Annotated in this window: 18 protein-coding genes and 1 tRNA gene; 13 read left to right on the top strand and 6 right to left on the bottom strand. The window is 66.8% G+C overall.

Annotated elements, in window-relative coordinates; translation table 11 throughout:
- Positions 1-4: 4 nt before the first annotated feature.
- Entirely contained in the window at positions 5-1,696 is a 1,692-nt protein-coding gene (locus OO63_RS11705) for a thiamine pyrophosphate-binding protein (RefSeq protein WP_030360245.1), read from the bottom strand.
- A gap of 166 nt (positions 1,697-1,862) precedes the next feature.
- Between OO63_RS11705 and sucC the strand changes: the two genes are divergently transcribed.
- The 3 genes from sucC (at position 1,863) to OO63_RS11690 (ending at position 5,644) form a co-directional block, all read left to right on the top strand.
- Positions 1,863-3,002, top strand: a complete 1,140-nt coding sequence (gene sucC, locus OO63_RS11700) for an ADP-forming succinate--CoA ligase subunit beta (protein WP_030360244.1) — start codon at positions 1,863-1,865, stop codon at positions 3,000-3,002.
- 10 nt (positions 3,003-3,012) lie between these two features.
- A complete protein-coding gene (sucD, locus tag OO63_RS11695; RefSeq protein ID WP_030360243.1) occupies positions 3,013-3,900 on the top strand; it encodes a succinate--CoA ligase subunit alpha in 888 nt (295 codons plus the stop codon).
- A 154-nt stretch (positions 3,901-4,054) separates the two neighbouring features.
- Positions 4,055-5,644, top strand: a complete 1,590-nt coding sequence (locus tag OO63_RS11690) for an aldehyde dehydrogenase family protein (protein ID WP_030360242.1) — start codon at positions 4,055-4,057, stop codon at positions 5,642-5,644.
- A gap of 88 nt (positions 5,645-5,732) precedes the next feature.
- Here the strand turns inward: OO63_RS11690 and OO63_RS11685 are convergent, their stop codons facing one another.
- Positions 5,733-7,067 (bottom strand): DUF2254 domain-containing protein, encoded by a 1,335-nt coding sequence (locus OO63_RS11685; protein ID WP_051810764.1) that lies wholly within the window; start codon positions 7,065-7,067, stop codon positions 5,733-5,735.
- A gap of 148 nt (positions 7,068-7,215) precedes the next feature.
- Between OO63_RS11685 and OO63_RS11680 the strand changes: the two genes are divergently transcribed.
- Positions 7,216-7,303 (top strand) — tRNA-Leu (locus tag OO63_RS11680).
- A gap of 88 nt (positions 7,304-7,391) precedes the next feature.
- Here OO63_RS11680 and OO63_RS45375 read toward each other — a convergent pair.
- The gene (locus OO63_RS45375; protein ID WP_157853990.1) at positions 7,392-8,633 is read right to left on the bottom strand and encodes a tyrosine-type recombinase/integrase; all 1,242 of its coding nucleotides are present in this window, start codon (positions 8,631-8,633) and stop codon (positions 7,392-7,394) included.
- 175 nt (positions 8,634-8,808) lie between these two features.
- Between OO63_RS45375 and OO63_RS11670 the strand changes: the two genes are divergently transcribed.
- From OO63_RS11670 to OO63_RS11650, 8 genes are all read left to right on the top strand, one after another.
- Positions 8,809-9,363 (top strand): hypothetical protein, encoded by a 555-nt coding sequence (locus OO63_RS11670; RefSeq protein WP_030360239.1) that lies wholly within the window; start codon positions 8,809-8,811, stop codon positions 9,361-9,363.
- Positions 9,364-9,431: 68 nt separating this feature from the next.
- Entirely contained in the window at positions 9,432-9,599 is a 168-nt protein-coding gene (locus OO63_RS43410) for a helix-turn-helix domain-containing protein (RefSeq protein WP_346009324.1), read from the top strand.
- A gap of 76 nt (positions 9,600-9,675) precedes the next feature.
- Positions 9,676-10,314 carry a hypothetical protein gene (locus OO63_RS11665; protein WP_234311283.1) on the top strand — a complete coding sequence of 213 codons (639 nt, stop codon included), beginning with the start codon at positions 9,676-9,678 and terminating at the stop codon, positions 10,312-10,314.
- Positions 10,315-10,761: 447 nt separating this feature from the next.
- On the top strand, positions 10,762-11,298 hold the full coding sequence (locus OO63_RS45370) for a hypothetical protein (protein ID WP_157853989.1): 537 nt from the start codon (positions 10,762-10,764) through the stop codon (positions 11,296-11,298).
- 15 nt (positions 11,299-11,313) lie between these two features.
- Entirely contained in the window at positions 11,314-12,219 is a 906-nt protein-coding gene (locus tag OO63_RS11660; protein WP_030360237.1) for a phage major capsid protein, read from the top strand.
- A 303-nt stretch (positions 12,220-12,522) separates the two neighbouring features.
- On the top strand, positions 12,523-12,699 hold the full coding sequence (locus OO63_RS45365) for a hypothetical protein (RefSeq protein WP_157853988.1): 177 nt from the start codon (positions 12,523-12,525) through the stop codon (positions 12,697-12,699).
- A gap of 671 nt (positions 12,700-13,370) precedes the next feature.
- Complete coding sequence (locus OO63_RS11655; RefSeq protein WP_030360236.1) at positions 13,371-13,964, top strand: hypothetical protein; 594 nt, start codon at positions 13,371-13,373, stop codon at positions 13,962-13,964.
- A gap of 161 nt (positions 13,965-14,125) precedes the next feature.
- A complete protein-coding gene (locus tag OO63_RS11650; protein WP_157853987.1) occupies positions 14,126-15,295 on the top strand; it encodes a DUF3987 domain-containing protein in 1,170 nt (389 codons plus the stop codon).
- 55 nt (positions 15,296-15,350) lie between these two features.
- Here the strand turns inward: OO63_RS11650 and OO63_RS11645 are convergent, their stop codons facing one another.
- Together OO63_RS11645 and OO63_RS11640 are read right to left on the bottom strand one after the other, a co-directional pair.
- On the bottom strand, positions 15,351-16,019 hold the full coding sequence (locus OO63_RS11645) for a class I SAM-dependent DNA methyltransferase (protein ID WP_030360234.1): 669 nt from the start codon (positions 16,017-16,019) through the stop codon (positions 15,351-15,353).
- A 72-nt stretch (positions 16,020-16,091) separates the two neighbouring features.
- A complete protein-coding gene (locus OO63_RS11640; protein WP_030360233.1) occupies positions 16,092-16,604 on the bottom strand; it encodes a hypothetical protein in 513 nt (170 codons plus the stop codon).
- A 744-nt stretch (positions 16,605-17,348) separates the two neighbouring features.
- Between OO63_RS11640 and OO63_RS11630 the strand changes: the two genes are divergently transcribed.
- A complete protein-coding gene (locus OO63_RS11630) occupies positions 17,349-18,122 on the top strand; it encodes a helix-turn-helix domain-containing protein (protein WP_030360231.1) in 774 nt (257 codons plus the stop codon).
- A gap of 1,023 nt (positions 18,123-19,145) precedes the next feature.
- Here the strand turns inward: OO63_RS11630 and OO63_RS11625 are convergent.
- Positions 19,146-20,675 carry a glycoside hydrolase family 3 protein gene (locus OO63_RS11625; protein WP_030360230.1) on the bottom strand — a complete coding sequence of 510 codons (1,530 nt, stop codon included), beginning with the start codon at positions 20,673-20,675 and terminating at the stop codon, positions 19,146-19,148.
- Positions 20,676-20,997 lie beyond the last annotated feature (322 nt).

The raw sequence follows: 20,997 nt of genomic DNA, 5'->3' as shown, positions 1-20,997 counted from the left end.
CACCTCACTTGTACATCGTCTGGTTCATGGTTCCGGGGGCGTACGCGTCCTGGTCGACCCACACGTTGATCAGGGAGGGTTTGCCGGACTCGCGGGCGCGGCGCAGCGCGGGGCCGATGTCGGCGGGGTCGCGGACCTCTTCGCCGTGGCCGCCGAGCATCTGGGCGAACTTGTCGTAGTGGACGTCTCCGAGGGTGTTGCCGACCCGCTCGCGCTCTTGGCCGTACTTGGCCTTCTGGCCGTAACGGATCTGGTTCATGGAGGAGTTGTTGCCGACGATGCCGACGAACGGCAGGTCGTAGCGCACGAGGGTCTCGAAGTCCCAGCCGGTGAGGCTGAAGGCGCCGTCTCCGAAGAGCGCGACCACCTCCTTGTCGGGCCGCGCCTGCTTGGCGGCGAGCACGAAGGGGATGCCGACGCCGAGCGTGCCGAGGGGGCCGGGGTCCATCCAGTGGCCGGGGGACTTGGGCTGGACGACCTGCCCGGAGAAGGTGACGATGTCGCCGCCGTCGCCGATGTAGATCGAGTCCTCGGTGAGGAAGTCGTTGATCTCGCTCACCAGGCGGTACGGATGGATGGGGGAGGCGTCGGACCTGAGGCTCGGCAGCCGCTTGTCGAGGGCCGTCTGCTCGGCGGCCCGCAGCTCGTCGAGCCACTCCTTGCGCCGGGACGCGCCTCCGTTGACGCGCCCGGACGCCGCCTCGGTCACCGACTTCAGGACGAGCCCCGCGTCGCCCACGATGCCGAGGTCGATGTCGCGGTTCTTGCCCACGGTGCGGTAGTCGAGGTCGATCTGGACGACCGTCGCCTCCGCGGAGAGCCGCTTGCCGTACCCCATGCGGAAGTCGAAGGGCGTGCCGACGATGACGATGAGGTCGGCGTTGGAGAAGGCGTAGCGGCGCGACAGCTGGAAGTGGTGCGGGTCTCCGGGGGGCAGGGTGCCGCGTCCCGCTCCGTTCATGTAGGCGGGCACGTTGAGGGTGCGGACCAGTTCGGTGGCCGCCGCGGTTCCCCGGGTCGTCCACACCTGGCTGCCCAGCAGGATGGCGGGCTTCTCGGCGTGCACGAGGAGGTCGGCGAGCTTCTCGATCGCCTCGGGGTCGCCGGCCGAGCGGGTCGAGGCGCGATAGTGGCCCGCGCGCGGGACGCGTGCCTTGTCGGCGGGGACCTTGGCGTCGAGCACATCGCGGGGTATCTCCAGGAAGGAGGGCCCCGGAGCGCCGTGATAGCACTCGCGGAACGCCATGGACACCATGTCGGCCGCGCGCGCGGTGTCCGGCACGGTCGCGGCGAACTTGGTGATGGGCGTCATCATGTCGACGTGCGGCAGGTCCTGCAGTGAGCCCATCTTGTGCTGGGTGTGGGCCCCTTGGCCGCCGATCAGCAGCATCGGGGACTCCGCGCGGAAGGCGTTCGCGACGCCTGTGACGGCGTCCGTGGTGCCCGGTCCGGCCGTCACCACGGCGCAGCCGGGCTTGCCGGTGATCCGCGCGTATCCGTCGGCCGCGTGCGCGGCGACCTGTTCATGGCGTACGTCGACGACGTCGATCCCCTCGTCGACGCAGCCGTCGTAGATGTCGATGATGTGTCCGCCGCAGAGGGTGTAGATGACCTCCACGCCCTCCGCCTTGAGTGCTTTGGCGACCAGATGCCCACCGGAGATGAGGGTGTTGTTGTCGCTGCTGTCGTCGGGCATGGCGAAGTCCTGTCCCTTCGTAGGGGAGTTGGAGTGCGCTCGTCCGCGCTCGGGGCGCCCTCACAGTACATTGCATACAGTCGACGAATACTGTATGAAGCTTGTTATCCCGCATCCGGTGGGTGGTGTCCAGGGGGCGTGCGGCACTTTCCAGACAGGAGCCGGAATGGACCTGTACGAGTACCAGGCAAGGGAACTCTTCGAGGAGTACGGCATCTTGGTGCCGCGCGCCGAAGTCGCCGACTCGGCCAAGCGGGCCCGCGCGAGCGCCGAGCGCCTCGGCGGCCGCGTCGTCGTGAAGGCGCAGGTCAAGGCCGGCGGCAGGGGCAAGGCGGGCGGCGTGAAGTTCGCCCGCGACCCGGCCGCCGTGGAGCTGACCGCCCGGCAGATCCTGGGCATGGACATCAAGGGCCACACGGTCCGCGAGGTCATGCTCGCCCAACCCGTGGACATCGACGCCGAGTTCTACGTCTCGTACGTACTCGACCGCTCCCAGGGGCGATTCCTCGCGATCGCCTCCGCCGAGGGCGGCATGGACATCGAGGAGGTGGCCGCCACCCGGCCCGAGGCGGTGCTCCGGACGGCGATCGACCCCTTCGAGGGCGTGTCCCGTGAGAAGGCCGCGGAGATCGCCGCGGCGGCGGGGCTGCCCGAGGCTGCCGCCGACACCCTGACCGCCCTGTGGAACGTACTGATCAGGGAAGACGCCCAGCTCGTCGAGGTGAACCCGCTCGTGCGCACCGCGCAGGGGCAGATCCTCGCACTTGACGGAAAAGTGACCCTCGACGACAACGCGCGCTTCCGGCAGACCCGTTGGGGCGCGCAGGGCCCGGCGCACGACCCGGAGACGGACGGACTGGAGGCGGCCGCGGCCGCCAAGGGACTCAACTACGTGAAGCTCGACGGCGAGGTCGGCGTCATCGGCAACGGCGCGGGCCTCGTCATGTCCACCCTCGACGTCGTCGCCGGCTGCGGAGCCCGGCCCGCCAACTTCCTGGACATCGGCGGCGGCGCCTCCGCCCAGATCATGGCCGACGGCCTCTCGGTCATCCTCTCCGACCCGTCCGTCACCGCCGTGTTCGTGAACGTCTTCGGCGGCATCACCGCCTGCGACGCGGTCGCCCACGGCATCGTGCGGGCCCTGGAGTCCGTACGCCTGACCAAGCCCCTCGTCGTCCGGCTCGACGGCAACAACGCCGCACGGGGGCGCGCCATCCTCGACGAACGCGGCCACCCGCTGGTCGAACAGGCCACCACCATGGACGGCGCCGCACGCCGCGCCGCCGAACTCGCCCACGCAGCCTGAGGAGCCGGCCATGGCCATCTATCTGACCAAGGAGAGCAAGGTCCTCGTCCAGGGCATGACCGGGGGCGAGGGCATGAAGCACACCCGGCGCATGCTCGCGGCCGGCACGGACGTGGTCGGCGGCGTCAACCCGCGCAAGGCGGGCCGCAGCGTCGACTTCGACGACCGCGCGGTGCCCGTCTTCGGCTCCGTGCGCGCGGGCATCGACGCCACCGGCGCGGACGTCACCGTCGTCTTCGTGCCGCCCGCCTTCAGCAAGGCCGCGGTCATGGAGGCGGCGGACGCCGGGATCGGCCTCGCCGTCGTCATCACCGAGGGCATCCCCGTCCACGACTCCGTCGTCTTCCACGCGTACGCCCAGCGGCACGGCACCCGCGTCATCGGCCCCAACTGCCCCGGCCTGATCTCACCGGGCCAGAGCAACGCGGGCATCATCCCCGCCGACATCACCAAGCCCGGCCGCGTCGGCCTGGTCTCCAAGTCCGGGACCCTCACCTACCAGCTCATGTACGAACTGCGCGACACCGGCTTCTCCACCTGCGTGGGCATCGGCGGCGACCCCGTCGTCGGCACCACTCACATCGACTGCCTCACCGCCTTCGAGGCCGACCCCGACACCGAACTGATCGTCCTCATCGGTGAGATCGGCGGCGACGCGGAAGAGCGCGCGGCGGCCTACATCAAGGAGTCAGTGAGCAAGCCCGTCGTCGCCTACATCGCCGGGTTCACCGCGCCCGAGGGCCGGACCATGGGGCACGCGGGCGCCATCGTCTCCGGCACGTCCGGCACCGCCCGGGCGAAGAAGTCCGCACTGGAGGCCGTCGGGGTCCAGGTCGGCAACACACCTACGGAGACTGCCCGGTTGGTGCTTGAACGCCTCGCGGAAACGTCACGCTGACGCCCGACCCGGCCCGAAGTGACCTCACTCATAGGTGACTGGCCGCGACTCCACTACCGTCCCCGAGCGACGTACGAGGACCGCGGCCACCGCCGTCCCGTACGCGCAGCCATGCACCCCGCCCCGACTGTGCACCGTGAGCGGAGAGAACCGAATGGCACCCACGACACCGACCCTCGACACCTCCTCCGTCCCCGACGGCCCCCGCACCCCTCGTGTCCTCAAGGCAGGAACGGCCTGGACCGACGCCTGGGAGCGCTGCCTCACCGTCGCCCCCGAGGCCTTCAGGGACGACCGCGTGCTGAACCTGTGGCACGGCGGCTGGCGCCCCGACGGCCGCCCCCTGCCCGCCACCAGCCCCGTCGACGCGAGCCCCATCGCGGGCCCGCCCCGGCTCGACGCGGACGCCGCCCGCAGGGCCGTGCGCGCCTCGCTCGACCAGCACCGGGCCTGGCGCCACGTCCCGCTGCCCGAGCGCCGCGCCCGCGTCGCCGCCACCCTCGACAGCCTCACCGAACACCGGGAACTCCTCGCCCTGTTGCTCGTCTGGGAGATCGGCAAGCCCTGGCGGCTCGCGCAGGCCGACGTGGACCGGGCCATCGACGGCGTCCGCTGGTACGTCGACGGCATCGGGCCGATGGTCGAGGGCAGGTCACCGCTGGACGGGCCCGTCTCGAACATCGCGAGCTGGAACTATCCGATGAGCGTGCTCGTTCACGCAATGCTGGTACAGGCACTGGCAGGCAACGCGGTCATCGCCAAGACCCCGACCGACGGCGGCGTCTCCTGTCTCACACTGGCCTCCGCGCTCGCCGCCCGCGAAGGGATTCCCGTCACCCTCGTCAGCGGCAGCGGCGGTGAGCTGTCCGAAGCACTCGTGCGCGCCCCCGAGATCGGCTGCGTCTCCTTCGTCGGCGGCCGGGACACGGGCGCGGCGGTCGCCACGGCCGTGGCCGACCTCGGCAAACGACACATCCTCGAACAGGAGGGACTGAACACCTGGGGCATCTGGAACTACAGCGACTGGGACACGCTCGGCGCGGTGATCCCCAAGCTCTTCGACTACGGCAAGCAGCGCTGCACGGCCTACCCCCGCTTCGTCGTCCAGCGCGAGCTGTTCGACTCCTTCCTGGCCGCGTACCTGCCCGCCGTGCGGACCGTGCGCGTCGGCCACCCGCTCGCCGTCGCCGGGCCCGACGAGCCGTTCCCGCAACTGGACTTCGGCCCACTGATCAACGCGGCCAAGGCCAAGGAGCTGACCGACCAGGTCGCGGAAGCCGTCAACCGCGGTGCCGTGCCGCTGTACCGAGGAGCCCCCGACGCGGACCTCTTCCTGCCCGGCCAGGACACGTCCGCGTACGTCCAGCCGGTCACCCTGCTCGCACCACCGCCGTCGTCCCCGCTGCACCACGCGGAGCCGTTCGGTCCTGTCGACACGATCGTGCTCGTCGACACCGAGGCGGAGCTGCTCGCCGCCATGAACGCCTCCAACGGCGCGCTGGTCGCCACGCTGTCCACCGACGACCCGGAGACGTTCGACCGGCTGGCGCCGCAGATACGGGCGTTCAAGACCGGCCGGGGCAAGCCCCGTTCTCGCGGGGACCGCGACGAGCTGTTCGGCGGCTTCGGCGCGTCCTGGCGCGGCGCGTTCGTCGGCGGGGAACTGCTGGTGCGGGCCGTCACACAGGGCGCGGCGGGGGAGCGGGCGCCGGGGAACTTCCCCAGCTATCACCTGATGGCCTGAGCCGGGGGTGGGGGTGCGGGAGTGTGGCGCCGTACCCCCACCGCATCGGCTGGGTCCGCGGTGGGCCCGGACGGGGCAGGGCCGTCCGCTACCCGATGCCCTGCCGGTCCGGCAGCAGCGCGAAGTCGCGGTCCGCCGCCTCCGGCACCAGTCGCTCCACCGCCTGCTCCAGGAGCGCCCGGTGCCGCAGGAGCGGCGCCCTGCGACCTTCGGGCGCCAGCAGGAGCAGATCGTCGATCCCGGCCAGCATGCGCCGGGTGACCTGGGGATGCTCGGCCGCGCAGCCGCGGATCTCGGTGAGCCCGAGGTCCACCAGGTCCTGCCAGTCGGGCACCGGCTGCACGAGCCGCACCGTCCCGCGCCGGTCGCGATGGGGCAGCGCGCCCAGCGGATAGCGGGCGACCGACGCCAGGAACTGCACGATCCGGTCCAGGGCCTGCACGGCGGTCGTCGGGTCGTTCACCGCCGGCGACAGGGCACGCAGCGCGATGTCGGACAGCTGCCGGAGCCCGAAGCCGAGGTCCTGGTGGAAGGTCCGCTCCACCCCGACCGACACCGCGTAGCGCAGCGCGCGGCGACCGGGAGCGGGGCCGCCGTACACCGCGAACACCGGCGTGCCCGGCACCATGAAGTCCCCGATGCGCGGCAGCAGCCGCAGCACGACCCCCTGGCGCCGTGCGGCCCGCACCACCCGCGCGATGTGCACGTCCCGCAGCACCCCGGCCCGGCCGTCATGGGTGATCCGGGCCGTCTCGGGCCCGAGGCGGTCGTCGTCGAGCTCTTCCTCGGTCGGATGCCGCACGGCCACCCGGAACGCCTCGCGCGCGATCCGGTCGATCACGAAGCCGATGCGCATCATGCGCAGCGTGCCGTTCACGTAGGCGATGAACAGGAGCAGGCTCAGCAGCACCATGAGGGCCGCGAGCAGGCCCTCGATCAAGGGCACGCTCGTCACCAGGCGCGGATCCTGCTCGCTGTCGAAGGACGCCAGCGTCAGCAGGGAGAACAGGAACGTCGCGAGGAAGACCGTCAGCGTGATCTTGGTGATCCGGGAGCGGACGTAGAGCCGCACCACCCGGGGACTGAACTGGCCGCTGGCCATCTGCACGGCCACCAGAGAGATGCTGAAGACGACACCGATGAAGGTCATCATCGCCGAGCTGATGGTGCTGATGACCGTCTTGGCGTCCTCGGCGAGCCGGTTCAGGTCCTTGAGGGTGTCGTACTCCTCGTCGTCCTGGAGGAGGCGCACCAGCTCCGCGTCCACCTCCGCGGCCGCCCACCACAGCAACAGGGAGCCGATGAGCCCCACCGTGGGCGCGAACCACATCGTGTCCCGCAGATGCTCGCGCAGCGGCGAGAGGACCCGGGGCCGCCGGACCCGCCCCTCACCCGGAGAATGGGTAAGCAAACCGTCACTCATGGTGAAACCTTAGGTGCGCTCGCGCGCCGTGCCGCGTGTTGCGCGGCCACCCGGCGTAGGTCACGGATACGCAGGTGAAAGGCACTCCGAAACCTTGGTATTGTTGTCTTCGTCGCCGAGGGAAACACCCCGGAGCGACAGACACCTAGTCCGGGTGGCGGAATGGCAGACGCGCTAGCTTGAGGTGCTAGTGCCCTTTATCGGGCGTGGGGGTTCAAGTCCCCCCTCGGACACCAGTAAGAATGGCCCCTCACGAGGGGCTTTCTTCATGTCTGGGCAGTGGCGTGACCAACCACGTGACCAACGGCCCAGAGAGTTTCCTGGTCAGACCAGGGATGCGAGACCGATCCGGGATGCGCTGGACGCGGCCAGCTTCTTGGCTCCCTCGGCGCGACGCCTGCCGTAGCGCGTCATGGTGTAGCCCGGCGAGTGGTGACGGGCGTTGGCGGAGACCTCTACCGGGTTCTCGTGGTTGTCGAGATCGTTTGTGATCTTCGATGCTCGCCAGTCATGCAGTCGAAAGCCGTCCGGCAGCTTCATCCGTGTGCGGGCTGTGCGCCAGCGGGCAGAGACCTTCTCCGGGTCCTGCGGGCCGCCCGCCGTGCGCCCCTTCCGGAGCTTGAAGCCGTCACGGGCGAAGACCAGGCCGTGGTCCACCCACAGGGGGCCAAGGCGTTCCTTCTCGGCTTGCTGACGCTCCCGCTGCCACTTGAGGACGTTCATCAGGGCTTGGTCGACGTAGATGATTGCGTTGTCGTCTCCGTCCTTGGTGAGCTTGCGCAGCCGGTAGGTGTTGCCTTCTTCGACTACGACCCAGGCCAGTTCGATGGCGCAGTCGTCCCAGTGGATCAGGTCCCACATCCAGCCCAGGGTCTCGCTGCGGCGGCACGAGGTGGCCGCGTATGAGGTCCACAGCGGGGCGTCTCTCAGGCAGTGATGGGTCAGCCCGTCACAGGCCCTGTTGCCGCACGGCTCCCATATCTGGCCCAGGAAGCTTGCCGTCTCCTGATCATTGAGCGTCGGGAAGTCCGGCTGAGCCGCCTTGATCTGCCGCTCTGTGGGCGGGTTGGCGCTGTGGGCCGGGTTCACCGTCAGGAGCTTCCTGGGGCCGGTGACGGAGTCCAGGGCGGCAGAGATGATGTTGTGGACGTGACGGACGCTCTTGGGGCCCAAGGGCTTGTTCTCGTTGGTCTCAACGGGCTTGACCTCCAGCAGCCGGTACAGCTCGTCCAGGCGCTCGTCTGTCACCTCCACTACCTTCACCGTGCCTATGTGCGGCTTGATGTGCAGCCGGATCTTCGGCTCGTAGCCCTCCCGGGTGGTGCCCTCACCTCGGTGCTTGGCGAGCCATGAGTCCATGAGCTGTCCCATGGTCATGTCTGACCGAGGGGTGAGCGTTCCTGCCTCGTGGTCGCTGAGCCAGCGGCGTAGCGCCCGCTCCGCCTCGGTCTTGGTCTTGAACTCTCGGCCTATCCAGTAGCGCTCCTTCTTGCTGGTCGCCGGATTGAAGTGAAGGGGTGTACGGACGCCCCAGGTGTTCGGCCGTCCCGTTCGCTTGATCTCCACGGGGCTACTGCCGAGCCCATTGCCTCTCTTCGCCACAGACGTTGGCTCTCTGTTGAGTTGACCGGTCGATGTGCCAAACCGGGCCGGTGCGTCGCTCCGGAAACGTAAGTGTGCACCGCATCCACCCTAGGTTGTCAACACGGGGTGGCGCCCCCTGTGTGGTACTTTCGAAGGCATGGAGGCACACGAGAGCGGGTTGGAACTGACCCAGCAGCAGGGAACGGCATGGGTGATCCGCATGTGGTGGCCGACGGGGCCCCTCACCGGCGGACCGCAGCGGATCACCATCGAGCCAGCGGAAGAGGCCACCCCGCGCGACGTGGCGCGCGGCATCTCCACCACTGTCCTTCGGCGGCTCGACCTGGCAGCGGCCATGAAGCTGGCGGAGCAGGCTCCAGAGTTTCAGCGGGCCATGGAGGGGGTGGGGCAGAAGATCGACCAAGCAGGCCTGGCGGCAGGCAGGGAACTGGCCCGCGCGGGCGTCTCGGAGCTGTACCTGTCCCTGCTGGCCGCGACGTACAAGTCCATGGCTGATATGGGCGCCCCGGCTCCCATCCCGTGGCTGTCCCGGCTCATTGACCGTCGCCCAGAGACCGTGAAGGATCACCTCAAACGGGCACGCAGGGACGGCTACTTGACCACCATCGCCGGGAAAGCGGGAGGCGACTTGACAGACAAGGCAACGGCAGTCCTTAATGCCTTCACGGAGTCCGGTGACGATCAAGCCTGACGCCCCGAGACAGCTTCAGATCTAACTAGCCCCCAAGGGAACTTGGGGGCATTTCTTTTAGGGGGACGATGCGGACCAAGCTGATGACTGTTGACGATGTCGCTAACTACTTGGCCAAGCCCCGTTCATGGGTGTACGGGAACTGGCAGCGAGAGGAGATCCCGTTCCGGAAGGTGGGTCAGGCACTCCGGTGCCGCCCGGCTGATCTGGAGAAGTGGCTTGATCGTCAGAGTTAATTGATTTGTTCGACGTGTTCACAGGGCCCCCCGAGGCGAACGGGGGCCTTTTTGTTTGCCTGTTGAGAGGACTGTATTGAGCAACACCAGCAAGGGCCACATGACAATTCCGCCCTCCGGCAGGAACGGTCGGGCACGCCTGGAAAAGCAGGCTGACGCCCTTCTGAGAGCGGCTGGAGAAGAGAAGTCGGAAGACTGGCCCACCCCTTGGCCTGGGCGAGAGGAGACGGAGTTCGAACGGATGGCTGCCACGTGCTCCGGAATCCTCTCTCTGGCCGACGCCGCCCTGGCCGCGATGCAACCCGCCCTCGACCCCGAGGCCGGGCATAAGGAGATACGGCAACTGATGGAGGAGAGGCCCGGAGCCGGGGAGGCAACGACCCTTGCCCATCTGCTGGATGCACCCTCTACTGAGACTGATCGCGGATCAGGGTTCACTATCCAGAGAAAAAGCTTCCACCCTGAACGGTGCCGATGGCCCTGCTGCAACGAGCTGCTGTACGCGCCTGAGAAGCCGCGCAAGGTTGGCAAGCCCCGGAAGTACTGCCAGGGGCACCAGAAGGCGTCCAGGGCCCGCACGCAGCGCCTCAGGAGGGCGGGCATCCACGTAGGGAAGAACAGGAACCTGATCTACGAGTACGAAGGTCTGGAGGGTCAGGAGCTGGACGGCTACCGGGAGGTGTGGGGGCACCTCAACACCGTCAGAGTCCAGTGACGAGCAGCCGACGCACGGGCGTGAAGCTTTAACCCGGAGCTAGTGGAGGAGTGATCCTCCGGGGGCCATGCACACTCGGCGGTGTGCCTCTGGCACGGCCTGACGGCCGGGCAGTTCCTAAGTCGTTATGAGGCTCTGCGGATACCTAGTTGACGGTTATGTGAGACGTAGAGAAATACTTCCCTCCTCACCCTCTTGCCAGAGTTGTTCTGATGGGGGGTAAGGGGGGCAGTGTTTTCTCTTACGTTCCCTGCATCTGGTTATATAACTACAACTACCCGCCCCTTGGCGGGGCGGGAAGCAAGTAGTTATCGATAGCAGTTAACGATTGATCAACCATCTATCGCTACCCCCTCTAAGGGGGGTGTATTCGATTACTTAGTTGAATTGATTGCTGTAGACCGATAGATAGATTCAGATTGATGAGTAGCTTAGGGAGGTGTCGAATTGAGCGACACGGTAGACGGTTCCGTTTCTGCGGAGGCTGGTGTCGGAACCTCGACGGAGGCCCATGGAATTGATGCTTCGGCGGGAGGCCCGGGGAATGACCCCGCTACGGGACTTCCGCTGACCTATGACGAGTTGCTGGCCGAGCGTGACAAGTGGCAGCGGGAGGCGGAACAGTTTCAGACCGCCAAGGAGACCATGGCCGAAGAGGCCCTGAAGGCCGCACGTGCCGAGGTGAATCAAGAAGTTATTGGCAGGATGGTCCGCGCTGAAATCTGTGCTCATGCTGCTGCTGAAGGTATGCCCCTCTCAAGTATCCCGAAAATGGAATACCTCAAGATGGATTCGTTCCTGGGTGATGACGGTTACCCGAACAGTGACGTGATCAAGAAGTTCATTGATTCCATCCCCGGGAAGCCGCCGAAGTTTCCTCAGCTCGGCATGCAAGAAGCCCCGTCACCTAAGCAGTCAGCAGGCATCAAGGGAAATCGTCGCGCCTACTCTCCTGGAATCTCTCTCGACACCCGTAACCGCTGAATTGGAGTTTTGCCTTTGCTTTACAGCTATCAGAATCCTGCGACTGGCACCTTCAATCCCCAGATGTGGGATTCTAAACTACTGGAACAGTTTGACCCTCTGCTTGTTTGGGCCTCTCGGTGGGTCTCCAACAATAAGTATGAGGGAACTATCCGCAAGCAGGGGGATGTCGTTCACATCAACTCGCTGGTGCGTCCCACGGTAGGAAATTACACGATCGCTGAGGGGATGACTTCTCAGCGTCCTGAGACGGTTGATCAGAGGCTTTCAATCACTGAAGCAAAGTACCTTCAGGTGCTCGTCGAAGATGCTGAGCGTATCCAGCTTGCTGGTGGCCTTGATTCTCCGATCAACCGACAGATGATCCGTGCCCTGGCCCGCGCGGCGGACACGTTCATGGGCGGCATCATCGCCAAGGGGGCTACAGCAGCACCGACCATCAAGGCGACGCCTGAGAGCGCCCCCAGGGCCCTCTTCAGCGCCATCCTGGACATGATGCTGGCCCTGGACGACAACGACGTTCCAGAGGGCCGCTACGTGGTCGTGTCACCGAAGGTGAAGCGGTATCTGGTCGAGTATCCGGCCGTAGCCAATGCTTCTGAGTACGGGGCGGCGGGCGTGACCATGAACGGCGCCTTCGCTCAGCTCGCTGGCTTCACGGTGCTTTCCACCACGGCCATGCCCAAGGGCGTGGACATCGTGGCGGGGCACAATGAGTTCAGCACCTATGCGAGTCAGTTCACCGGCTTCCGCGAAGGCCAGAGTGAGAAGTACCGGGCCGACTACATGGACAACCTGCACCTGTACGGCGGGAAGATCGTGAGGTATCCGGAACTCGACACCAAGAAGGCGGACAATACCTTTGATGAGTCGAAGCCGACCAAGGGAATCCTCAAGGCCACTGTGGAGTGGACGCCCTGACGCCTTGTGAGGCTGGCTCGGGCCCCGGCCGGATGGTCGGGGCCTCGGCCGTCCAGTGCTGCCATGGCACCCGTCGACTCCCGCGGCCTGGTCCTCGTCCCCGTCGTCGAGCTGCTGCCTGCCGGGTCATGTAGACCACCTCCAGGCCCTGACTCTCGACCTGGAACGGCACCGCTGTGGATCTTGGTGGACAACTCGACGGCTGTGTACAACTTCGTCACCCGTTCGGCCTACGCCAGGTTCTGACCATGAGGCATCGGTGAGCTACTGAACCCGGGGGAACATCGAACGAGGAGAACTCTGATGGCGAAGGAACAGCAGGACCCGAAGCAGGACGAGCAGAGCAAGCAGAAGGCCCAGGAGGGCAAGCAGGAGAAGGCTCCCAAGCCGAAGTCCCGTTCAGCTGTGGGCATAGATTCCCTGGGCGACAGTTACACCTCAGGCGAGGGAGGCCGCTGGAAAGGCAACGCCGACAGGTAGAACCGAATATCCCAGCAAGCCTGAGCCCCCGTGAACCCTCATGGGGGCTCATCTGTCTCACACCATCCGCACCACCCTCCTAAGGGGAGGTGGCAGATCATCGCTCAACCAACATCCCCACCTTCAGGGGTGGGGTCGGATCGGATCAGTCGTTGTCTGTAGCAGATCGGCCGGGGTATATAACCCCGGCCGTCATCAATAATGTACGCGTCCTCTGATGAGCACCGGGACAGGCTGTGACGCAGGCAACAGTGATGATGATTCCTCACCACGCTCCAGCCGACGCCGATACGGGATTCGAGCCCGGAGGGCCCATACGCAGACTCCGAGAGCCGTTCTGAGGCCTCGTAGAGCAACCTGTGAGCCTTTTCCTCGTCGGATCCGCGGTAGCGGCTCAGCGAGGCGTACAGGGCTTCAGAAATAATGAAACCCGTACACGGTCGAAGGACAGCGCCCCTGCGGTCCTCGCATAAATCTAGCTATCGCATAACCCCCGTATCCAAAGAAATGTATTGACTGTTCCGTGATGGCACATTAATCGTTTCGTTATCGCCTGATGCTGAGATGAGTGGAGTTTCGAAATCCCGCTCACTCAAGAGGGATCGCAAGCCGTTGAGAGTGCTTCTCCGGCCGTCAGTGACTCGCTCTGCCTCATCAGCCCTGGGGGGACTGTGCGCACAACAGTTCAGGTCATCAGCTACGTGGAAAAGGTCGTCTGCGATGGGTGCCTGTCCAAGGACGGAACACAGACAGAGGCGACCGAAACCCTGAACCTAGGGGACCGCTCGTGGGACCTGTGCCTTGAACACTCCGTGCGCTTCTCCCGGTACCTGGCAGACGCATTGGGTTCCGGTCTGCCGGACGAGGAGACAGGGCCTGAGACGGAAGCTGAGGACGTTGACGCACCGTCGGCTGCCGAGTCCGAGGATCCGACTGCGGATGAGGACTTTGCCGACTACGTCTCTCGGATCACCGACAGCCGTAAGGCCTTCAAGGGCAAGCCTCTGAAGGCTGGTACTCAGGCTGCACAGGCTCAGTGGTCCAAGCACCGTGAGCGGCTGGCCTCTCTGCCGGACAAGGAGCGGGCCGACTATGTGAAGTGGTGTGCGGCAGAGGGCAAGGACGTCCGGCTGACGGCCTCGCACGTGGAGTTCCGGGGCTTCATGTGGGCCAACTTCCCGCACATGGCCAGGGCCTACGCCGACGCGATGCGCGGCAGACCGCAGCCTCATCAAATCAACTCGCCCGAAGGGCAGGCAGCATGAACACCCCTGACTTCTCCACGATGGCCACGGGACGCATAAGGGCGGTGGTGTCCTCGCTCGCCCCGCACGTCGAGTGGTCCCCCGTCGGGCTGCTTGGGGGCCTGCTGTGTGCCTTCTCGGCGATGCTGCCCGACACTCGTGTGCAGCGGGGGTCTGGCTCCATGCCGCTGATGCTGCACGTGCTGCTGTGCGGCGGTACGGGTGAGGGCAAGGGGCAGTCCTGGGGTATCGCTGAAGCCATCGCCCGGGACGCGAACCGCACCTTCATGGCGGGCAACGTCATCCACGGTGTGGTGGGCGGAGCAGGCGTCATCCAGGCCGTGGCCGACTGCGGCGAACACGCCTTGATCGTCGATACCGAGTACGCACGCGTCCTGCGGGCCGGACGCCGACAGGCCAACCTGTCCCAGGTACTTCGCGATCTCTGGGACGGCGCCCCCGTCGCCACGTCCAGAGCCAAGGACCCGATCCAGGTGGACCGTCCGCGTGTGGCGATCATGGGGCACGTCACGCCAGAGGAGTTCCGGGCCAACCTCACCGGGACCGACCGGGACGGCGGCTCGTACAACCGGCTGCTGACGCTGCCCGTATCCCAGGTCCGCTGGCTGAGCGAGAGGGAGCGCATGCCCGCCCACCTGATCCCCGAGGCCGGTGAGCACTTCGCCAGGGCCCTGCGGCACGCGCAGCGCATCGGCACGGTCACGCTCGCTCAGGACGCCTACGACGTGGCCGACACGATCCGGCATGACCTGTTGGGCAAGGCCCGTGAGTCCGAGGACTTGAAGCCGTTTGCTGCCCGCTGCAATGAACAGGTACGCCGCATCGCCGCCCTGTTCGCGCTCTTCGACCTGCGGCGCGAGATCGCCTCTGACGATCTGCGCGCGGCGGCCTGTCTGGTCACTTACGCCATGAGCACCGTGGAAGCGATCGCCACGAGCAGTGGCAGCAAGGCCAGCAAGCGTCAGCCGCTCAGTCTCGCGGAGAAGGTACGCGCCCGACTGGACCTGTTCGGCGGCTCCGCCCGCTCCTCTCAGATCCTGCCCTACGTCGGAGCATCGGCCGCTGAGGTCAAGGCCCTGCCCGGCATCGTCATCACACACGAACGCAACGGCGTCGGCCGACCGGCCGTTGTCTTCTCACTCGGTGGCGACAGTTCGGGCGATGATCCGTGCACGGAACCCGAGACAGTTGAGGTCCGCGCCGAGGAGGTGTCGGAAGTGGTCTCGATGGACGTCTACCGCCCGGCACCCGCTCCGGCTCCGGAGCCGAAACAGGTGAAGCAGCGCCCGGAACCAGTCGACACCGCCAATCCGTTCCTGGCACTGCTCTAACCAATCAAAGGGAAGCCCTGGCCCTCATGGGCCGGGGCTTCATTGCCTTGTCGGCTTAGCCCATGACAGCACGAGCGATCAACGTTCCGATGTGGTCTGGCTCGGGGGCGTCGAGAACCCGCACTTCCGCCTGATCGAATCCGGAGCGCAGAAGCAGGTTCTCCCACTTCCGTGGGGTGTAGCTGTAGCGGTAGGTGAACAGTGCCTTCCCCGCGAACCCGCCCTTGTACATGCCCTGTGGTCCGTAGGCGCCGGGGATGGCGGGGGGTTGTGAGAACGCGAAGACTCCACCGGGTGTGAGCCGCTGTGCCACCAAGGGGAAGAGCCGTGCGGGGTCGGTGAACCAGGCTGCCCCAAAGATCGAGTAGATCGCCTCGTATGTCTCTGGGCTCTCGCGCAGATGCTCCAGCACTTCCGCGCAGACGAACCGAGCACCGAGCAGGCCCCACCGTTGGCTGATGCTGTCCACCATGACGGGTGAGAGATCAAGGCCCGTGACCTTCACGCCTTGCTCCGCGAGGAACGCGGCGGCCCGTCCGGTGCCGCATCCGATCTCAAGGGCGGTCGTTGGCTGCCCCAGTACTTCCGGCCCCGGCCCATGCCCCTGGTACTGCGTCCAGCAGAAGACCGGGGGCGAGTCGTTGACGGAGCCTTGCACGCTCTTGCTGTTGGCGTACTGGTCCCAGAGTTCGCGTTCGTTGTCGATGTTGTGCTGAGCAGCCAACAGAGCTTCCTTTGCGCCTGGTTGAGTTTGGGCCCCTGCCCCATTGTGCGGGGCAGGGGACTCTAGCGGGGTTCAGTGGCTGTCGGGCACCTTGTCGTCGCACGGCGAGCAGTCCGGGTCATCCATCGCCCACAGCTCAGCGTCCACGGCGAACCCGTTCTCTTGGATGACGTCGGCCGTACGGCCGACGAGCCCGTCCCTGCGGCGTTCGATCAGCGGTGCATGGTGCTTGTACCTGCCGCCGTTGTAGACCTCACAGAGCGCGAAGTAGACGGGCGTGTCCAAGATCAGTTGGTGTACGCCGATGTCCACGGTCTTGCCCACGCCGATGTGCACGTCCCGGCGCTCCATGGCCGTGAGGGTGTAGGCGACCGCTTGCCGGAGGATGCGTTCCGCCATGTCACGCACCATGACGTTGTCCCGCATCAGAAGCTTGATCTCGCGCTCCCAGATGGTGACGCCCACCGAGCCGGGGCTCTCCAGCACGTTGTAGGTGTACTCCCTGATGTGCGGGCGCACTGCGTTGAGGAGCGTCACCGGGTCACGGAGCAGTGTCCGAGTGGGGCTGTCCAGTACGACAGTCATCGCGCTTCCCTTCCTTTGGTGGTGGAGGCAGCTGGGCCGAATGGCCGGGCCGTACCGCACTTGCTGACCCGACCGGCCGACTCCGCTTCACGGTCGCGTGCGACCGGTCGGGCGTTGTGCCCCGCTCCCCGCTGGGGAGCCACACCTAGCCAGCGGGAAGCGGGAACTCATGGATGCGCAGGGGTGAGCTTCCCGGCAGCGGTCATGACCAGGAGCGCAACGACAGTTCCCCACGTCAGCAGGGCCAAGACCCCGCCCCAGAAAGCCCCGTCGCGGCTGTCCCTCCAGCCCCGTAACCGGCTCATCTCCCGCCCCTGATGGCCCCTAGTCCCCGCACATTGCGATTGTGCTTGACCAAGGCAGCGAGCTGGATCTTCTCCCTGTCGTTGGCAGGGCGGACAGCCACGGCCCGCGTGTGCCAGCGGAGCCCGGATGGCCGTTCCAAGGTCACCTTGGTGCCGCGCTGCTCCTGCACGACGCCGACCAGCTGACTGCCCCTGTCGAACACCGCCGTACCCGGCTCCCACTGCGTTGCCTGATTCATGTCTTGCTCGCCCTCGCTTCATCGCCGTGAGTTCGTCGAGCGCTGGACGTGCGGCGGAGTCACCTCCGCTTCAACGTCACGTTGTGATGCTTCCTGACAGCTCCAGGTCACCGCGACGTCGTGCAAGGCGTCGGAATGGCGTCTACCAAAGGGCGTCAACTCGGTGTCATTGCAGCCGTGTTGGAGCTAGCTTGGATCGCATGGCAACCACGGTGCTGGTCCCGAATGACACACTGCGAGCGGTACGCCTCTCCATGCGCATGAGTCAGGAGGAGTTCGCAAAAGCCCTGCGTAAGGCAGGGGACCATCTCGGCGAACCCAACGACGCCAGCAAGAGGCTCGTGCAGCGTTGGGAGGGCGGTCAAAGCAAATCACCCCGTGCGGCTTACGTTCGCGCCCTGGAGCACATCACAGCGCGCCGTATCGAAGACCTCGGGTTCACACTGTCTGTCATGGCACGAGTGCATGAAGATGGAACAGGGGGCCACGACATGGATCCAGCAACCGAAGGTGTGGCCGCTGTATCCGGTGTTCTGGACACGGCTACGGAGACCGCTGGACAGTACAGCGGGGTCTGGCTCTCGCGGTACGAGTACTACTCGTCGGGCCGCGACAGCACCTATGACGGCAAGCACTACGTAGTGATCGTTCAGACGGACAATCGGCTGACGGCCCGGAGCCTGCCCGGAGCGAGCAGTAACCCGGACAGCCCTCTGTCCCTCGACCTCACCCTTGATCAGTCGGTAGTGACCGGCGTGTGGACGGAACAGACCGCATCCGATGGCTACTACCAGGGCGCTCGCTATCACGGGGCGATTCAGATGCTGGTGGAGCCGACCGGCCGCCGCATGGCCGGGAAGTGGGTCGGCTTCGGCAAAGACTTCGACGTGAACACTGGTCCCTGGGAACTTCGCCTCATGGACCCGTCTACGAGCAAGGTGACCTTGGAGCGGTACAGCTGTCCTCCCGAGTAGGCGTTGGCAACGTGACCAACGCATGACCAACAGCGGCCCGGAACAGGCAGAAACGGCAGGTGAAGGTGACCAACCTCCATACCTTCCAAGTGGCCTCGGCGAGTGTGTTGTTGCAGGTCAGCTAACTAATGAGCTGGTGCCCGAGAGGAGAGTTCAAGTCCCCCCTCGGACACAGACGACATCCCCTGCGGGTCCTCCCGCAGGGGATGTCTGCGTCTCCGGGCCGTCCGCTCGCCGTCAGGCGTGCCTCGGACCTCAGAGCTGTGCCGGCAGGCTGGTGGGGCGCATGCCCTCGTCCGGGACCGGCGCGGGCTGGAGGTCCTTGCGGTCCACCGCGAGCCGTCGATCAGGGTGTCCTCAAGCGCTGCACTGTCGGGTTCGGTTGCGCCCGGGGTGGATCCACGGGGTTTTGGTGCGAGGATGCGGACGAAACTCTGGTGAATATCGGCTGGGTAGCTTTCGGCTCGCGGTCGAGAATATGCGTGCGCGGCGACCTGTTCGCGGTCGAGTTCCTCGCAGGGTGATCAATGTGGGCCGAGGATATGTCGGCGCGAAGATGAATATTCAAGGGCCGTTTCTGGTTCCGATGACCCGGTGGCCGGGGATGCGCGGGGCTGGTTGGCCGGAGGGCCGGGATGAGGGTGCAGCGTCGCGCGGGGAGGTTGCCTTCTTGTGCGGCGCGGCACAGGCCGCACAAGGGCGGAATCGCGGTTGACGTGGTCGGCTTGAGGGGTGATGCCCTCGTGGGAGGACCGCGCTACGAGGTCGAGGCCGTGTGGCTCACGGCGGCTTGGCCTGAATTCCTGACGCGTCTCCAACGTGCACCCGAGCCGCCAGCTGATGGAGCTTGTTCGCTGAGGGTCCGTACGTAGTTCTATGGTCGCCTGGTGCCTCCGGATAGAGCCTTCGTTGCTCTTGATGGAGCCTTCTCGCGGAAATTCGGCAGGAGTGTTCGAGGCTTGCTCCGGGCGAGTTTTGCGGCGTGCTCGAATTGACGCGAGACTTTTCGTGAGAGCCGTATCGTCAGGCGCGGCCCGCGAGCATCTCGGCCACCGCGATGCCCGACGCCCGGGTCGCGCCGTGGGTGATCATGTGCACGGCACCGAGTGCGGCGCCCGTCGGCACGCCCATCTCCACGACCAGCGCGTCCGGGCGGGTGCGCAGCAGTCGGGCCAGGGTGTCCGACATCCAGCGGTGGCGGGCCGCGTCGCGCACGACGACCACCAGGGCGCGCCCGTCCGCGGGGGCCAGGGCCGCGCGGTCCAGGACCTCGTCCGTGCCGTCGTGGCCGTCGAGCTCGGACTGGGTGAGGCGCACGGATGTGGTGTCGGGGCGCAGGTCGCGCAGCGGGTCGGCGACGCCCCAGGGGGTGCCGCCGTCGACGGCCGGGTTCATCACCGGCGACAGCTCCACGACATGCGGCGCCGCGGCGAGCGGAAGAGGGGATTCCGACCCGTCGGCGCGGCGATGTACCCGCACCGCGCGGCGCGCCGCGACGAGACCGATGTCCGACCGGGCGCCCGCCCGAGCCACCGCCCGTGACCGCTCGCCCGACCAGGCGGCGAACGCCCGTACCCGCCCGCTCGCCTCCGTGAGCCGCTCCTCGGGCAGCCGCCCGTCGAGCACGGCCTTGACGAGCGCCCCGGCGAGCAGCTCGACCGTGGACTGCTCGGCGCTGTCGCCGCCCACGCACACCGCGTCCACACCGCCCGCGAGGGCGCGGACCGTCGCCCCGTCGATGCCGTACCGGTCGGTGACCGCACCCATCTCGATGCCGTCCGTGACCACCATGCCGTCGAAGCCGAGCTCGCCGCGCAGCAGGTCGTTCAGGATGCGGGGACTGAGCGTCGCGGGCAGCCCGGGGTCGTACGCGGGCACGACCAGATGGGCGGTCATGATGGCGCGCACGCCCGCCTCCGTCGCGGCGATGAACGGCGGCAGGGCGGTGCGGGCGATCTCCGCGGCGGTGCCCCGGACCTGCGGCAGGCCGAAGTGCGGGTCGACGGAGGTGTCGCCGTGGCCCGGGAAGTGCTTGGCGCACGCGGCGACACCGGCCGCCTGCAGACCGCGGATCCAGGCGGCGGTGTGGCGGGAGACGACATCGCTGCGGGCGCCGAAGGAGCGGACGCCGATGACGGGGTTCAGGGGGTTGGAGTTCACGTCGGCGCTCGGTGCGTAGTTCAACGAGACACCCGCCGCGTGGAGTTCCCGGCCGATGTCGCGGGCGACGCTCTCGGTGAGGTCGACGTCGTCGACGGCGCCGAGCGCGAGGTTGCCGGGCCGTGAGGCGCCCGTCCACGCCTCCATGCGCGTGACGTCGCCCGCCTCCTCGTCGATGGCGACGATCAGGTCGGGGTTTTCGGCGCGCAGCGACGCGGTGAGCGTGGCGACCTGCCCGGGCTCGACGATGTTGCGGCCGAACAGCACCACGGCGCCGAGCCCCTCGGCGATCCGGCGGCGCAGCCAGTCCGGGGCCTCGGTGGTGCCCACGAATCCCGGCTGCAGGACGGAGTTGGCGAGCTGCTCCAGCTTCGGGTGACTGCTCGAAACCATGCCGGGACCTCCGGTGGGCGGATGGCTGACCGGGCGGCGGCCGGCCGGTGGACGAGAGCGCGCCGTTGGCGCTGGTCGGGCGCCGGGCGACTTGGTACAGGCCAATCGGATGTTGGCTCAGGCCAATTGGAGCTGTCAAGGAGTGCGAACCCGCAGGAAACGGAAGGTGAACCGGCAGATGGAAGAGGCGTTCTGAGGGTGCGGAGCCGGGTGGGCCGCGTGGGGTCCGGGCGCGGACCGATCAGGCCAGGCCGCTCCGTCGGCCACCGGAGGCCACCTTGTAGGACGCCGTTCCGCGCGGTGGAATGCGCAGGAGCGGGAC

The sequence above is a fragment of the Streptomyces alboflavus genome, from assembly GCF_000716675.1.
Taxonomy (GTDB): domain Bacteria; phylum Actinomycetota; class Actinomycetes; order Streptomycetales; family Streptomycetaceae; genus Streptomyces; species Streptomyces alboflavus.
This window is presented reverse-complemented; position numbering and strand designations above follow the sequence as displayed.

Bases quoted from the DNA above. Each gene is read 5' to 3' on its own strand.
- OO63_RS11670 (WP_030360239.1), top strand. From the start codon at position 8,809: ATGGAGGCACACGAGAGCGGGTTGGAACTGACCCAGCAGCAGGGAACG.
- OO63_RS11640 (WP_030360233.1), bottom strand. From the start codon at position 16,604: ATGACTGTCGTACTGGACAGCCCCACTCGGACACTGCTCCGTGACCCG.
- OO63_RS45365 (WP_157853988.1), top strand. From the start codon at position 12,523: ATGGCGAAGGAACAGCAGGACCCGAAGCAGGACGAGCAGAGCAAGCAG.
- OO63_RS11650 (WP_157853987.1), top strand. From the start codon at position 14,126: ATGCCGCTGATGCTGCACGTGCTGCTGTGCGGCGGTACGGGTGAGGGC.
- OO63_RS11685 (WP_051810764.1), bottom strand. From the start codon at position 7,067: ATGAGTGACGGTTTGCTTACCCATTCTCCGGGTGAGGGGCGGGTCCGG.
- OO63_RS43410 (WP_346009324.1), top strand. From the start codon at position 9,432: ATGCGGACCAAGCTGATGACTGTTGACGATGTCGCTAACTACTTGGCC.
- sucC (WP_030360244.1), top strand. From the start codon at position 1,863: ATGGACCTGTACGAGTACCAGGCAAGGGAACTCTTCGAGGAGTACGGC.
- OO63_RS11705 (WP_030360245.1), bottom strand. From the start codon at position 1,696: ATGCCCGACGACAGCAGCGACAACAACACCCTCATCTCCGGTGGGCAT.
- sucD (WP_030360243.1), top strand. From the start codon at position 3,013: ATGGCCATCTATCTGACCAAGGAGAGCAAGGTCCTCGTCCAGGGCATG.
- OO63_RS11630 (WP_030360231.1), top strand. From the start codon at position 17,349: ATGGCAACCACGGTGCTGGTCCCGAATGACACACTGCGAGCGGTACGC.
- OO63_RS11690 (WP_030360242.1), top strand. From the start codon at position 4,055: ATGGCACCCACGACACCGACCCTCGACACCTCCTCCGTCCCCGACGGC.
- OO63_RS11625 (WP_030360230.1), bottom strand. From the start codon at position 20,675: ATGGTTTCGAGCAGTCACCCGAAGCTGGAGCAGCTCGCCAACTCCGTC.